Annotated in this window: 13 protein-coding genes; 11 read left to right on the top strand and 2 right to left on the bottom strand. The window is 62.4% G+C overall.

Going from position 1 to position 14,124, the window contains the following annotated elements; translation table 11 throughout:
• Positions 1-57: 57 nt before the first annotated feature.
• Together AD663_RS05760 and AD663_RS05755 are read right to left on the bottom strand one after the other, a co-directional pair.
• A complete protein-coding gene (locus tag AD663_RS05760) occupies positions 58-687 on the bottom strand; it encodes an L-threonylcarbamoyladenylate synthase (RefSeq protein ID WP_003178777.1) in 630 nt (209 codons plus the stop codon).
• Between the two features lie 13 nt (positions 688-700).
• Positions 701-1,564, bottom strand: coding sequence for a PHP domain-containing protein (locus AD663_RS05755; protein WP_003178776.1), 864 nt, complete (start codon positions 1,562-1,564; stop codon positions 701-703).
• Between the two features lie 87 nt (positions 1,565-1,651).
• On the opposite strand from AD663_RS05755, the gene AD663_RS05750 reads away from it, so the two are divergent.
• The 11 genes from AD663_RS05750 to AD663_RS05700 all read left to right on the top strand — a co-directional run bounded on the left by AD663_RS05750 (position 1,652) and on the right by AD663_RS05700 (position 14,099).
• A complete protein-coding gene (locus AD663_RS05750; protein ID WP_003178775.1) occupies positions 1,652-2,248 on the top strand; it encodes a septation protein A in 597 nt (198 codons plus the stop codon).
• Between the two features lies 1 nt (position 2,249).
• Positions 2,250-2,549 carry a YciI family protein gene (locus AD663_RS05745; protein WP_003178774.1) on the top strand — a complete coding sequence of 100 codons (300 nt, stop codon included), beginning with the start codon at positions 2,250-2,252 and terminating at the stop codon, positions 2,547-2,549.
• Between the two features lie 107 nt (positions 2,550-2,656).
• On the top strand, positions 2,657-3,067 hold the full coding sequence (locus tag AD663_RS05740; protein WP_003178773.1) for a hypothetical protein: 411 nt from the start codon (positions 2,657-2,659) through the stop codon (positions 3,065-3,067).
• Between the two features lie 7 nt (positions 3,068-3,074).
• Positions 3,075-3,752: a response regulator transcription factor gene (locus AD663_RS05735; RefSeq protein ID WP_003178772.1), complete on the top strand. Its 678-nt coding sequence runs from the start codon at positions 3,075-3,077 to the stop codon at positions 3,750-3,752.
• Between the two features lie 276 nt (positions 3,753-4,028).
• On the top strand, positions 4,029-4,466 hold the full coding sequence (locus AD663_RS05730; RefSeq protein ID WP_003178771.1) for a Spy/CpxP family protein refolding chaperone: 438 nt from the start codon (positions 4,029-4,031) through the stop codon (positions 4,464-4,466).
• A gap of 66 nt (positions 4,467-4,532) precedes the next feature.
• Entirely contained in the window at positions 4,533-5,873 is a 1,341-nt protein-coding gene (locus AD663_RS05725) for a HAMP domain-containing sensor histidine kinase (protein WP_003178770.1), read from the top strand.
• Positions 5,874-6,155: 282 nt separating this feature from the next.
• Positions 6,156-7,583, top strand: coding sequence for a di-heme oxidoredictase family protein (locus tag AD663_RS05720; RefSeq protein WP_003178769.1), 1,428 nt, complete (start codon positions 6,156-6,158; stop codon positions 7,581-7,583).
• 29 nt (positions 7,584-7,612) lie between these two features.
• Positions 7,613-8,677 carry an imelysin family protein gene (locus tag AD663_RS05715; protein WP_003178768.1) on the top strand — a complete coding sequence of 355 codons (1,065 nt, stop codon included), beginning with the start codon at positions 7,613-7,615 and terminating at the stop codon, positions 8,675-8,677.
• Positions 8,678-8,679: 2 nt separating this feature from the next.
• Positions 8,680-9,777 carry a DUF1513 domain-containing protein gene (locus AD663_RS05710; protein WP_003178767.1) on the top strand — a complete coding sequence of 366 codons (1,098 nt, stop codon included), beginning with the start codon at positions 8,680-8,682 and terminating at the stop codon, positions 9,775-9,777.
• A gap of 133 nt (positions 9,778-9,910) precedes the next feature.
• Entirely contained in the window at positions 9,911-11,059 is a 1,149-nt protein-coding gene (locus AD663_RS05705; protein WP_003178766.1) for an efflux RND transporter periplasmic adaptor subunit, read from the top strand.
• 13 nt (positions 11,060-11,072) lie between these two features.
• Positions 11,073-14,099, top strand: coding sequence for a multidrug efflux RND transporter permease subunit (locus AD663_RS05700; RefSeq protein ID WP_003178765.1), 3,027 nt, complete (start codon positions 11,073-11,075; stop codon positions 14,097-14,099).
• Positions 14,100-14,124: the final 25 nt, after the last annotated feature.

Here is a 14,124-nt window from a genome sequence, read left to right as displayed (position 1 = left end):
TTGTTGCGCGCCAGCCTGGCTGTCTGCGCTGTCCACGGCGGTTTCCACAACCGACATTCAGGCCTCGGCCATGAACGGCGCGGGGTCGCCGCAGCCAACGCGGACCACTTGCGGCTCGCCGTCGGCCAGGTTGATCACGGTGGACGCCTTCATGCCACCGAAACCGCCGTCGATGATCAGGTCGACTTGATGCTCCAGCAACTGGCGAATCTCGTAGGGATCAGTCATCGGCTCAGTCTCGCCGGGCATGATCAGTGTCACGCTCATCAATGGTTCACCCAGCTCTGCCAACAGCGCCAGGGCGATGGGATGGCTCGGTACCCGCAGCCCGATGGTGCGCTTCTTCGGGTGCAGTAATAGTCGCGGCACTTCTCGCGTGGCATTGAGAATAAAGGTGTACGGCCCCGGCAAGTGGGCCTTGAGCAGGCGGAAGGTGCCGGTGTCGATCTTCGCGAACAGGCCCAACTGCGAGAGATCGCTGCAGATCAATGCGAAGTTGTGCTTGTCATCCAACTGACGCAGGCGTCTGACTCGCTCAACGGCGTTCTTGTCACCGATCTGGCAACCAATGGCGTACGCGGAATCGGTGGGATAGACCACCACACCGCCGCTGCGGATGATTTCCACGGCCTGTTTGATCAGGCGCGCTTGCGGGTTTTCCGGATGAATCTGGAAAAATTGACTCACGTGTTCTACCTGTTCAGACGGCGGCGGTAACGGGATCATGTTTGAATCTACACCAAAGCGGTGGCAGATCTTCCGGCAACGGGCGGTATTCGCCAATCTCGGACCAGCCCCCAGGGCCATGGAAATCACTGCCGGCGGTCACCAGCAGACCGAACTCACGGGCCAGGATCGCCAGGCTGCCGACCTGCTCGGCCGGCTGATGGCCATTGACCACCTCAATAGCGTGCCCCCCCGCTTGAATATAGTCGGCGATCAGGCGGCGGCGCTTGCTACGGGTGAAATCATAGTGCCACGGATGCGCGAGGCTGACCCAGGCGCCAGCCGCCCGCAGGGTTTCAACGGTTTCTTCCAGCGTCGGCCAATGCTGCTTGACGTCCCCCAGCTTGCCGGCCCCCAGCCATTTGCGAAACGCTTCGGCGCGATCCTTCACGAACCCTTCGCGCACCATCCAGTCGGCAAAGTGTGGGCGGGCCGGGGCGTTGCCGCTGTCGCCCAGTTCCTGCTGGATCTGCCGGGCGCCCTCCAGCGCACCGGGCATGCCCTTGAGGGCGAGCTTGCGGCTGATCTCCTCGGAGCGTAGCCAACGGCCGTCGCGCAATTGGGCGATGGCCTGAACCAGTGCCGGTGCATTCACATCGAAACCGTAGCCCAGCACGTGAATGGTCGCCCCACCCCAGGTGCAGGACAATTCGACCCCATTGACCAGTTGCATGCCCAGCGCGGTGGCAGCGCCGCGGGCCTCGTCGAGGCCTTCGAGGGTGTCATGGTCGGTCAGGGCCAGGACTCGCACGCCGTGCTCGAACGCCCGCGCCACCAGAACCGCAGGCGCCAGGGCGCCATCGGAGGCCGTGCTATGGCAGTGCAAATCAACATTCACGAGAGTTTGTTACCTCAAATCAGCTGGCCCTATCGCGGCCAAGGATGTTTGTTATTATGCCGCCACATCCTGCTTCTGGCTGCCACTGTGAAACAATTCATCGACTTCATCCCGCTGCTGCTGTTTTTCGTCGTCTACAAACTTGATCCCCGGACCGTCGACATCGCCGGTCACTCCTTGACTGTAGGCGGTATCTACAGCGCCACCGCCGTGCTGATCATCAGCTCCCTGGTGGTCTATGGCGCGTTGTTCGTGTCCCAGCGCAAGCTGGAGAAAAGCCAGTGGCTGACGCTGATCGCCTGCCTTGTCTTCGGCAGCCTGACCCTGGCGTTCCACAGCGAAACCTTCCTTAAATGGAAAGCCCCGGTGGTCAACTGGCTGTTCGCCCTGGCCTTCATCGGTAGCCATTTCGTCGGTGACCGCCTGCTGATCAAGCGCATCATGGGCCATGCCCTGAGCCTGCCAGACGTGATCTGGACCCGGCTTAACATCGCCTGGATCGCGTTTTTCCTGTTTTGCGGCGCCGCCAACCTGTTCGTCGCGTTCACGTTCCAGCAGTACTGGGTCGACTTCAAAGTCTTCGGCAGCCTGGGCATGACGCTGTTGTTCCTGATTGGCCAGGGCATTTACCTGTCCCGTCATCTGCACGATGCCGACCCCACCACGCCAAAAACCGAGGACTGACATGCTCTACGCAATCATTGCCACCGACGTCGCCGACTCCCTGGAAAAACGCCAGGCCGCTCGTCCCGCTCATCTGGAGCGCCTGCAAAAACTTCAGGCCGAAGGCCGCGTCGTGCTGGCGGGCCCGCACCCGGCGATCGACAGCAATGACCCGGGCGCCGCGGGTTTCAGTGGCAGCCTGATGGTAGTCGAATTCGACTCCCTGGCTGCCGCGCAAGCCTGGGCCGAGGCCGATCCGTTCGTGGCCGCAGGCGTCTATGCCAATGTCGTGGTCAAGCCCTTCAAGCAAGTCATGCCGTAAATCCCCCTGGCGCGATGAGCCTTCGCGGCTCATTGCGCCCAGTTGTTCATCTTTCCCATTTGCCTGCCGACAACCTGTCTAATCTCGATTGGAATTCAGGAGTTGCAATGCGCAAAGGTCCGTTGTGCCTGTTATTGGTCACGTTGGCGATCGGAGCCCCCGCCCATGGCGAGGACAGCACCGAGGGCAACCATTCGACCCCCTTGTCCCTGAGTGCCGGCGGCCAGATCGCCGAACTGCAGCAACGCTTGAAAGACAGCGAACGCCAGCGCGAAGAACTGAGTAAACAACTGCAAAGCGCCGACAGCGAACGCGAAAGTGCGTTGCTGGCCCGGTTGCGCCAGGAAAACCAGCGTCTGAAGCTGCAACTCAAGGAAGCCTTGGCGAGCCCATTGCCGCGCCTGTTGACCGATCAACAACAATGGTTCGTCATTGGCGCCGGGGTAGCGCTATTGGCCCTGCTCTGCGGTATCTTTGCCAGCGGTGGACGTAGACAACGTCGGCAATGGCTAAATTGAGTGAGTCATGAGCGAGCTGTTACTGATTGATGATGACCAGGAGCTGTGTGAGCTCCTCGTGAGTTGGTTGAGCCAGGAAGGGTTTCAGGTCCGGGCCTGCCACGACGGCCAAAGTGCCCGCAAGGCCCTGGCCGAAACCGCTCCGGCAGCGGTAGTACTGGACGTGATGCTGCCGGACGGCAGTGGCCTGGAACTGCTCAAGCAGTTGCGCAACGACCACCCGGAACTGCCGGTACTGATGCTCTCGGCGCGGGGCGAACCCCTGGACCGGATCCTTGGCCTGGAACTGGGGGCCGATGATTACCTGGCTAAGCCCTGCGACCCTCGCGAACTGACTGCCCGCTTGCGCGCCGTGCTGCGGCGCAGCCATCCGGCGGCAGTGTCCAGCCAGATCGAACTGGGGGACCTGACCTTCAGCCCGGTACGTGGCGTGGTCAGCATCGACGAGCAGGAACAGACCCTCACCGTTTCCGAAAGCCGCCTGCTCGAAGCGTTGCTCAAGCAGCCGGGCGAACCGCTGGACAAGCAGGAACTGGCGCAGATCGCCCTCGGGCGCAAGCTCACCCTCTATGACCGCAGCCTCGACATGCACGTGAGCAACCTGCGCAAGAAAATCGGCCCCCACCCCGACGGCCGGCCGCGCATCGTGGCGCTGCGCAGTCGTGGCTATTACTACAGTCTCTAGGCCCCACCGATCCCCTGTGGCGAGGGAGCTTGCTCCCGCTGGGTTGCGCAGCGACCGCAAAATCTTGGGGCCGCTTCGCAGCCCAGCGGGAGCAAGCTCCCTCGCCACCCGGTTACCTTATATTCAGCACAATCGTTGTGCAGGCTTATTGGTTTTGTAAGCCCCGCACCAAACCGTCTTTACCCAAGCTTTACGCCCCCCTGACCGCCGCTGACCTTGATCTCCGTAACCTGCACACATCCGGAACTGACCGGGAACGAGACAAGGAGAAACACCATGCGCAAGACCCTTATCGCTCTGATGTTCGCTACCGCCCTGCCTACCGTCGCCATGGCCATGCCTGAAGGTCCCGGCCCGATGGGTCCGATGGACGGCCCACGTCACGGCGGGATGATGCACGACAAAGGCCCCTTCAGCGAACTGGACCTGAGCCGCGAACAACGCCAACAGATCCGCAAGATCATGGGCGAACAGCGTCACGAGCGCCGCGAACTGGTAGAGAAGTACCTGGCCAAACTGTCGCCAGCCGACCAGAAAGCCATGAAAGACGAAATGGAAGCCCGGCATCAGAAAGTCGATGCCCAGATCCGCGGGCTGCTCAAGCCTGAACAGCAGAAAGAGTTCGACGCGATCCAGAAGAAGCAGGCCGAGCGTCGCGCCGAATGGGCCGAATTCAAGGCCTGGAAAGCGCAGCAGCCGCAAAAAGCGCAATAATGCGCTGAAGGTACCCAGCCCAACGGCGAATCGCCGTTGGGCTTTCTTTGTTTTCGAGGACTCAACGTGCGTTCATTGTTCTGGCGCATCCTGGCCAGTTTCTGGCTGGCCATCGCCCTGGTCGCGGGGCTTTCGATTCTCATGGGCCACATGCTGAACCAGGACGCCTGGATCCTCAGTCGCCACCCGGGCCTCAACACTCTGCCCGAAGAGTGGACGCAAACCTACGAAAGCCAGGGCGAAGACGCCGCGCAGGAGATCCTGCAGCAGCGCAAGCGCCAGTATCACATCGACGTCCAGGTGCTCAACGAAAGCGGCGACCCGGTGGTGCGCGGCACTTTTCCCCGTCGTGCCGCCGCTTTCGAGGCGCGGCAGAACAACGACGACCGACGCCTGCCCTGGCGACGCCTGACCGATGAATTCACCAGCGCCAAGACCGGCGACACTTACCTGTTCATCTACCGCATTCCCCATCCGGAACTGGACGCCTGGCACCGCGAAAGCCTGCTCTGGCCCCTCAGTGCCTTGGGCATCGCGCTGGTGGTGCTGACCTTGTTCAGCCTGCTGGTGACCCTGTCCATCACCCGTCCGCTGAGCCGCCTGCGCGGTGCGGTGCATGACCTGGGCCAGGCCACTTACCAACAGAACAGCCTCGCCAAGCTGGCCAACCGTCGGGATGAGTTCGGCGTACTGGCCACCGACTTCAACCGCATGGGCGCACGCCTGCAAAGCCTGATCGCCAGCCAACGTCAGCTATTGCGCGACGTGTCCCACGAATTGCGCTCACCCCTGGCCCGGCTGCGCATCGCCCTGGCACTGGCTGAACGGGCCGGCCCCGAGGAACGCGAAAAGCTCTGGCCGCGCCTGACCCGCGAATGTGATCGCCTGGAAGCGCTGATCAGCGAAATTCTCGTCCTGGCCCGGGTCGATGCCGATAACGCCAGCGCGGAAGAGGTGGAACTTAACAGCTTGCTGGTCACCCTGCAGAAAGATGCGCAACTGGCCTCACCCGACCAAAACGTGCAGTTGGACGCGGAGCCAAACCTGACCCTCAAGGGTTGGCCGACGATGATCGAACGGGCGGTGGACAACCTGTTGCGCAACGCCCAGCGCTTCAATCCCGCCGGGCGTTCGATCGAAATGCACGCGGTGCGCCAGGGCGAACGGATCCTGATCAGCGTGCGCGACCACGGGCCGGGGGTGGAAGCCGAACACCTGGGGCAGTTGGGCGAACCCTTCTACCGCGCGCCCGGCCAGACCGCTGCCGGTCATGGCCTGGGCCTGGCAATCGCTCGTCGCGCCGCCGAGCGCCATGGCGGTGCGCTGGTGTTGGGCAACCATCCGGGAGGTGGGTTCATCGCGACGCTGGAGCTGCCGTTGGTGCCGGGGGCTGTTGTCCAACCGTAGCCCGCAAATGAACAGTTAACTGTTTAGCCCAAGGCAACACTGCCCCCTGTGGCGAGGGAGCTTGCTCCCGCTGGGCTGCGAAGCGGCCCCAGGATTTTCGCGGCTGCTGCGCAACCGAGCGGGAGCAAGCTCCCGCGCCACAGGGAATCGAGCAAGCCTAAGCGAGCAGTGTTGCCAACCCAATAGCAAGAGCCCCTCAAACCAAACGATAATTCCTCTTATTCAAACTGCGCCGCCCTGTTAGACTTTGCGCCCCGTTTCACTCCTCTTCCAGGATGCCCGATGCCGTCGTTGCCTCTTCGTCTATGTGCACTGTTCATGGCCTTGGGCCTGAGTGCCTGCGATGATGCCCCGCGCTTTACCCAGGCCGAGCCCGGGGAAGCCCGGTCCGGTGGCGCCGCGACGGTACGCAAGACGGATCAGAATGCCTTTTCCCTGCCTTCGGCCAACCTGCCGCCTTCGCGGCGGGTGGATTTCAGCGTCGGCAACAGCTTTTTCCGCAGCCCCTGGGTGATCGCCCCTTCGACCACCACCGCCCGCGATGGTCTCGGCCCGTTGTTCAATACCAACGCCTGCCAGAACTGCCACATCAAGGACGGCCGCGGCCATCCTCCCGCGCCAGACGCGGCCACGGCAGTATCGATGCTGGTGCGCCTGTCGATTCCTGACGCAGCGCCTTACGCCAAGGTCATCGAACAATTGGGCGTGGTGCCAGAACCGGTCTATGGCGGGCAGTTGCAAGACATGTCCGTACCCGGCGTCGCTCCGGAAGGCAAGGTACGGGTCGATTACAGCCCCGTCCCGGTCAGTTTCACCGACGGCACCGTTGTGGAACTGCGCAAGCCAAACCTGCAGATCAGCCAGCTGGCCTATGGCCCGATGCACCCCGACACGCGGTTTTCCGCCCGCGTCGCACCGCCGATGATCGGCCTGGGATTGCTGGAGGCCATTCCCGACGAAGCCATCCTGGCGAACGCCGAGGCCCAGGCGCGGGAGAACAAAGGCATAGCCGGTCGTCCCAACCAGGTCTGGGACGATGTCCTGCAAAAAACCGTGCTGGGGCGTTTCGGCTGGAAGGCCGGACAGCCGAACCTCAACCAGCAGAACGTCCATGCATTCTCCGGTGACATGGGCCTGACGACGAGCCTGCGGCCCTTCGACGACTGCACCCAGACCCAGCTCGACTGCAAGCGCGCCCCCAGCGGCAACGGCCCGGACGGCGAGCCGGAAGTCAGCGACAACATCCTGCGACTGGTGCTGTTCTACAGCCGCAACCTCGCCGTGCCGGCCCGTCGTGAGGTGGGTTCGCCCCAAGTGCTGGCGGGCAAGAATCTGTTTTTCCAGGCCGGTTGCCAGTCCTGCCACACGCCGAAATACACCACGTCCGCCAACGCTGCCGAGCCGGAGCTGGCGAACCAGGTCATACGCCCCTACACCGACCTGCTGTTGCACGACATGGGCGAAGGCCTGGCCGACAACCGCAGCGAATTCAAGGCCGGCGGCCGTGACTGGCGAACACCGCCCTTGTGGGGCATCGGCCTGACCGAAACCGTCAATGGCCACACCCAGTTCCTGCACGACGGACGCGCCCGCAATCTGCTCGAAGCCGTGCTGTGGCATGGTGGCGAGGCGCAGGCGGCGCAACGACAAGTATTAGCGTTCGATGCCGAGCAGCGCACCGCGTTGCTGGCTTTTTTGAATTCCCTTTAAACGCACTTTCCGAAACACGGGAGCCCGACATGTTCCGTCCCAAGCTGTTGTTCACCAGCCTCGCCGCCATCGCCCTCGGCGCCTGCTCGCCCCAGGATCCGCAAGCGGTCACCTCGGCGGCCATCGCCAAGCAAGTGATCCTGCCGACCTACAGCCGCTGGGTCGACGCCGACCGGCAACTGGCGAGCAGCGCCCTGGCGTTCTGCCAAGGCAAGGAAAACCTGGAGGCCGCCCGCGCCGACTTTCTCAAGGCGCAAAAAGCCTGGGCTGAGCTGCAACCATTGCTGATCGGGCCGCTGGCCGAGGGCAACCGCGCCTGGCAGGTGCAGTTCTGGCCGGACAAGAAAAACCTGGTGGGCCGCCAGGTCGAGCAACTGGTCAACAGCGAGCCGCAGATCGACGCCGCCGGCCTGGCCAAGTCCAGCGTCGTGGTCCAAGGTCTTTCGGCCTACGAATACCTGCTGTTCGATGCCAAGATCGACATGGCCGACAACGCGCAGAAAGCCAAATACTGTCCGCTGCTGACCGCCATCGGTGAGCGCCAGAAGCAACTGGCCGAAGAGATCCTGTCGCGCTGGAATACCAACGACGGCATGCTCGCCCAGATGAGCAAGTTTCCTAACCAGCGCTACGCCGATTCCCACGAAGCCATCGCCGATCTGCTGCGTGTCCAGGTCACCGCCCTGGACACGCTGAAGAAGAAACTCGGCACACCGATGGGCCGCCAGAGCAAGGGCGTGCCCCAACCGTTCCAGGCCGATGCCTGGCGCAGCCAATCATCACTGCAAGGCCTGGAAGCCAGCCTGAGCGCGGCCAGGACCGTGTGGGCAGGCGTGGATAACAAAGGCTTGCGCGGCTTGTTGTCCAGCGAGCAGAAGCCTCTGGCCGACAAGATCGATGCCGCCTACGATGCGTCGTTGAAGTTATTCGCCAGCAGCCAGCGTTCGCTGACCGAGATGCTCAACGACGATGCCGGGCGCCAGCAACTCAACGATTTGTACGACAGCCTCAACGTCGTCCATCGCCTGCACGAAGGCGAACTGGCCAAGGCGCTGGGCATTCAACTGGGCTTCAATGCCAACGACGGTGACTGATCATGCTACGACGTCAGGCCCTGGCACTGGGCAGCTTGCTGCTCGGCGCCGTTACCCTTGGCGGCTGGACGCTGTTCAAGCAAAAGGACAAGAGTCCGCTATTGCTTTCGGCACGGGACGATGACGATGGCAAGCATTATGCCGTGGGCTATCGACTGGACGGTAGCCGGGTGTTCGCCACCCAGGTTGGCCAGCGCTGCCATGACATCATCAATCATCCGGCGCACCCGATCGCGCTGTTCGTCGCCCGTCGCCCGGGCACCGAGAGCTACCTGATCGATCTGCGCGACGGCACACTGCTGCAAACCATCACCTCGTTGCCGAACCGGCATTTCTACGGCCACGCGGTAATCCACAACAGCGGCGAATGGCTGTATGCCACCGAGAACGACACCACGGATCCGGGTCGCGGCTTGCTGGGCGTCTACCGATTCGAAGGCGAGCGGCTGGTCCACAGTGGCGAGATCCCCACCCACGGGATCGGCCCTCACCAGGTGTCGTGGATGCCCGACGGCGAGACGCTGGTAGTGGCCAATGGCGGCATCCGCACCGAGGCCGAAAGCCGCGTCGAAATGAACCTCGACGCCATGGAGCCGAGCCTGGTGCTGATGCGCCGCGATGGCACCCTGCTGAGCAAGGAAACCCTCGGCCAGTCGATGAACAGCGTTCGTCACCTGGGCATCGCCAGCGACGGCACCATCGTTTCCGGCCAGCAGTTCATGGGCCCTGCCCACGAGCCCTCGGAGCTGGTGGCGATCAAGCGGCCGGGCCAGCCATTTCAGGCATTTCCGGTGGCTGACGAGCAATTGCAGGCCATGGGGCACTACACCGCCAGCGTCGCCGTGCACAGCGACCTGCGCCTGGTCGCCCTGACCGCCCCACGGGGCAACCGGTTCTTCATCTGGGACCTGGACAGCGGCGCGGTACGCCTGGATGCGCCGCTGCCGGACTGCGCCGGCGTGGGCGCCGTGGCCGACGGCTTCGTCGTGACCTCGGGCCAGGGACGCTGCCGCTACTATGACTGCCGGCAATCGAACCTGGTGGCAAAACCGCTGGATCTGCCGGCGGGGCTCTGGGACAACCATTTGCATTTGGCCTGACGAGAGGACGGGAAACGTTAAAGAAAAGTTCTTACACATTAGCGGCAAACATCATTTGGAATGGCTGGCGTAGTCAGAGTAATGTGCCCGCCTGCCTGTCTTTTCTCTCAGTTTATTTCCAAGGAAGTGGAACATGCTGCGACGCCGCATGCTGATCATGTTGGGTGTTGTCCTGCTGGTGGTGCTGTTATTGGCCGGCTACAAGGCCTTTTCCGTTTATCAGCAAATCCAGATGTTTTCCGTGCCCAAGCCGCCGGTCAACGTTGCCGTGGCCAAGGCCACCGAGCAACCCTGGCAGGCCCGCCTGCCCACGGTTGGCAGCCTCAAGGCCCTGCAAGGCGTCGACCTGAGCCTGGAAATTGCCGGGACCGTGCAGAAGGTACAGTTCCAGTCCGGGCAGAAGGTCAAGTCCGGCCAGCCGCTGCTGCAACTCGACAGCGAGGTGGAAAGCGCCCTGCTGGAAACCGCCGAGGCCGACCTGGGCCTCTCCCAGCTGGATTTCGGTCGCGGCCGGCAACTGGTGGGCAGCCAGGCGATCTCCAAGGGCGAATTCGACCGACTCTCGGCACAGTTGAAAAAGAACCAGGCCACGGTCAACCAACTCAAGGCCTCGCTGGCCAAAAAACACATTCTTGCGCCATTCAGCGGCACCATCGGCATTCGCCAGGTGGACGTCGGCGACTACCTGGCCAGCGGCACGGTCATTGCCACCCTGCAGGACCTCAGCAGCCTCTATGTGGACTTCTACGTACCCGAGCAGATGGTGCCCCGGCTCGCGGTTGCCCAGCCGGTCAACGTCAGCGTCTCGGCCTATCCCGGGCAGAACTTCGTCGGCGCCATCAGCGCAATCAACCCCAAGGTCGAGGACAGCACCCGCAACGTGCTGGTGCGCGCCACCCTGGCCAACCCCGACGGCAAGCTGCTGCCTGGCATGTTCGCGGATCTGCAGGTGATTCTGCCGGACATTGCGGCCGGAATCGTCGTGCCGGAAAGCGCCGTGACGTACACCCTCTACGGCAATTCCATGTACGTGGTCACGCAGAAGAAAGCCGCGGACGGCAATGTCGAGAAGGATGACAAGGGCCAGCCGGTGCTGATTGCCGAGCGCCGCTTCGTCGAGACCGGTGAACGCCGTGACGGCCAGGTGCTGGTGGCCAAAGGCGTACAGAGCGGCGAACAAGTCGTGATTGCCGGCCAGATCAAGCTCGACAACGGTACGCACATCGCGATCAGCGATGACAAGACCCTGACCGAACAGAACAGCCCGCCACGCGCGGACTGATCAAGGAACCCCCATGGCTTTTACCGATCCGTTCATCCGCCGTCCGGTGCTCGCTACCGTGGTCAGCCTGTTGATCGTGCTGCTGGGCTTCCAGGCCTGGAGCAAGCTGCCGCTGCGGCAGTATCCACAAATGGAGAACGCCCTGATCACGGTGACCACCGCCTACCCCGGGGCAAACGCCGAAACCATCCAGGGCTACATCACCCAACCGATGCAACAGAGCCTGGCCAGTGCCGAGGGCATCGACTACATGACGTCGGTCAGCCGGCAGAACTTCTCGGTGATCTCGGTCTACGCCCGCATCGGCTCCAACAGCGACCGACTCTTTACCGAACTGCTGGCCAAGGCCAACGAGGTCAAGAACCAGTTGCCCCAGGACGCCGAGGACCCGGTCCTCAGTCGCGAGGCGGCCGATGCCTCGGCGCTGATGTACATCAGTTTCTTCAGCAAGGAACTGAACAACCCGCAGATTACCGATTACCTGTCACGGGTTATCCAGCCCAAGCTCGCGACGCTGCCTGGCATGGCTGAGGCAGAAATCCTTGGCAACCAGGTCTTTGCCATGCGCCTGTGGCTGGACCCGGTCAAGCTCGCCGGTTTTGGCCTGACCGCCGCCGACGTGACCAACGCCGTGCGCCAGCACAACTTCCTTTCCGCTGCCGGTGAAGTCAAGGGCGAGTACGTCGTCACCAGCATCAACGCCAACACCGAACTCAAGTCGGCCGAGGCCTTCGCAGCGATCCCGCTCAAGACCGACGGGGACAGCCGCGTACTGCTGCGGGACGTGGCTCGCGTGGAAATGGGCGCCGAGAATTACGACACCATCAGCTCCTTCGGTGGCACGCCCTCGGTGTACATCGGGATCAAGGCCACGCCCGGCGCGAACCCGCTCGATGTCATCAAGGAAGTGCGCAAGATCATGCCGGAGATGGAGGCCCAGTTGCCGACCAATCTCAAGGCCGAGATCGCCTACGACGCCACCCTGTTCATCCAGGCATCCATCGACGAGGTGGTGAAAACCCTGTTCGAGGCGGTGCTGATCGTCATCGTCGTGGTGTTCCTGTTCCTCGGCGCCTTGCGTTCAGTGCTGATCCCCGTGGTGACCATCCCTCTGTCGATGATCGGCGTGATGTTCTTCATGCAGTTGATGGGCTACTCGATGAACCTGCTGACGCTGCTGGCCATGGTGCTTGCCATTGGCCTGGTGGTGGACGACGCCATCGTCGTGGTGGAGAACATCCATCGGCACATCGAGGAGGGCAAGACGCCCTTTGACGCCGCAATCGAAGGCGCCCGGGAAATCGCCATGCCGGTGGTCTCGATGACCATCACGCTGGCGGCGGTGTACGCGCCGATCGGCCTGCTGCAAGGCCTGACGGGGGCCTTGTTCAAGGAGTTCGCCTTGACCCTGGCGGGGGCGGTAGTGATTTCCGGAATCGTCGCCCTGACCCTCTCGCCGATGATGTGCGCGATGCTGTTGCGCCATGACGAAAACCCGTCTGGGCTGGCCCATCGGCTGGACGTGATTTTCGAACGCTTGAAGAACCGCTACCAGCGCCTGCTTCACGGCACACTCAATTCCCGGCCGGTGGTGCTGGTGTTTGCCGGGATCATACTGCTGCTGATTCCGGTGCTGATCATGTTCACCAAGTCCGAACTGGCGCCCGACGAAGACCAGGGCATCATCTTCATGATGGCCAACGCCCCGAAGACGACCAACCTCGACTACCTGAACGCCTACACCGACCACTTCCTCACCATCTTCAAGGAATTCCCCGAATACTATTCCTCGTTCCAGATCAACGGCTACAACGGTGTGCAGTCCGGCATCGGCGGCTTCCTGCTCAAGCCCTGGAACGAACGCAGCCGCACCCAGATGGAAATCCTGCCAGAGGTCCAGGCCAAGCTGGAGACTATTCCTGGCTTGCAAATCTTCGGGTTCAACCTGCCCTCATTGCCCGGCACCGGCGAAGGCCTGCCATTCGCCTTCGTCATCAATTCGCCGAAGGATTACGCCACGCTGCTGGAGATCGCCGAACGCGTGAAGAAACGCGCCTTGGAATCGGGCAAATTCGCCTTCATGGATATCGACCTTGCGTTCGACAAACCCGAGGTCGTGGTCGATATCGATCGCGCCAAGGCGGCCCAGATGGGCGTTTCGATGCAGGACCTGGGCGGCACACTGGCGACCCTGCTAGGTGAGGCGGAAATCAATCGTTTCACCATCGAGGGGCGTAGCTACAAGGTCATTGCCCAGGTCGAGCGATCATTTCGGGACAATCCGGACCGGTTGAACAACTACTACGTAAAAAATGCCAAGGGCGAGTCCTTGCCGCTGTCGACCCTGATCAAGGTCAGCGACCGGGCGCGACCGCGACAACTGAATCAGTTCCAGCAGCTCAACGCGGTGACGATCTCAGGCTTTCCCATCGTGAGCATGGGTGAAGCCATCGAGACGGTCCGCCAGATCGCCCGGGAGGAGGCTCCGGTGGGCTTCGCCTTCGATTACGCCGGGGCTTCGCGGCAGTTCGTACAGGAGGGCAGCGCGCTGTGGGTCACCTTTGCCCTGGCCCTGGCAATCATCTTCCTGGTACTGGCCGCCCAGTTCGAGAGCTTCCGCGACCCGCTGGTGATCCTGGTGACGGTACCGCTGTCCATTTGCGGCGCATTGATTCCGCTGTTCCTCGGCTGGTCAAGCATGAACATCTATACCCAGGTGGGCCTGGTGACGCTGATCGGCCTGATCAGCAAGCATGGGATCCTGATCGTCGAGTTCGCCAACCAGTTGCGCAAGGAACAGGGCCTGACGCCGCGCGAAGCCGTGGAACTGGCAGCGTCGATTCGTCTGCGGCCGGTGTTGATGACCACCGCAGCCATGGTGTTTGGCATGGTGCCGTTGATCCTCGCCACAGGTGCCGGCGCGGTGAGCCGCTTCGACATCGGCACGGTGATCGCCACGGGCATGTCGATCGGTACGTTATTTACGCTGTTCGTGCTGCCCTGCGTCTACACCTTGCTGGCCAAGCCGGACAAACCCTGAGGCATCGGGTCCTGCTGGAGACTTG

This window comes from Pseudomonas sp. Q12-87 (genome assembly GCF_001269755.1).
In the GTDB taxonomy this organism is placed as follows: domain Bacteria; phylum Pseudomonadota; class Gammaproteobacteria; order Pseudomonadales; family Pseudomonadaceae; genus Aquipseudomonas; species Aquipseudomonas fluorescens_S.
The sequence above is the reverse complement of the archived record's forward strand: the minus strand, read 5'-3'. Positions and strand labels throughout refer to the sequence as shown.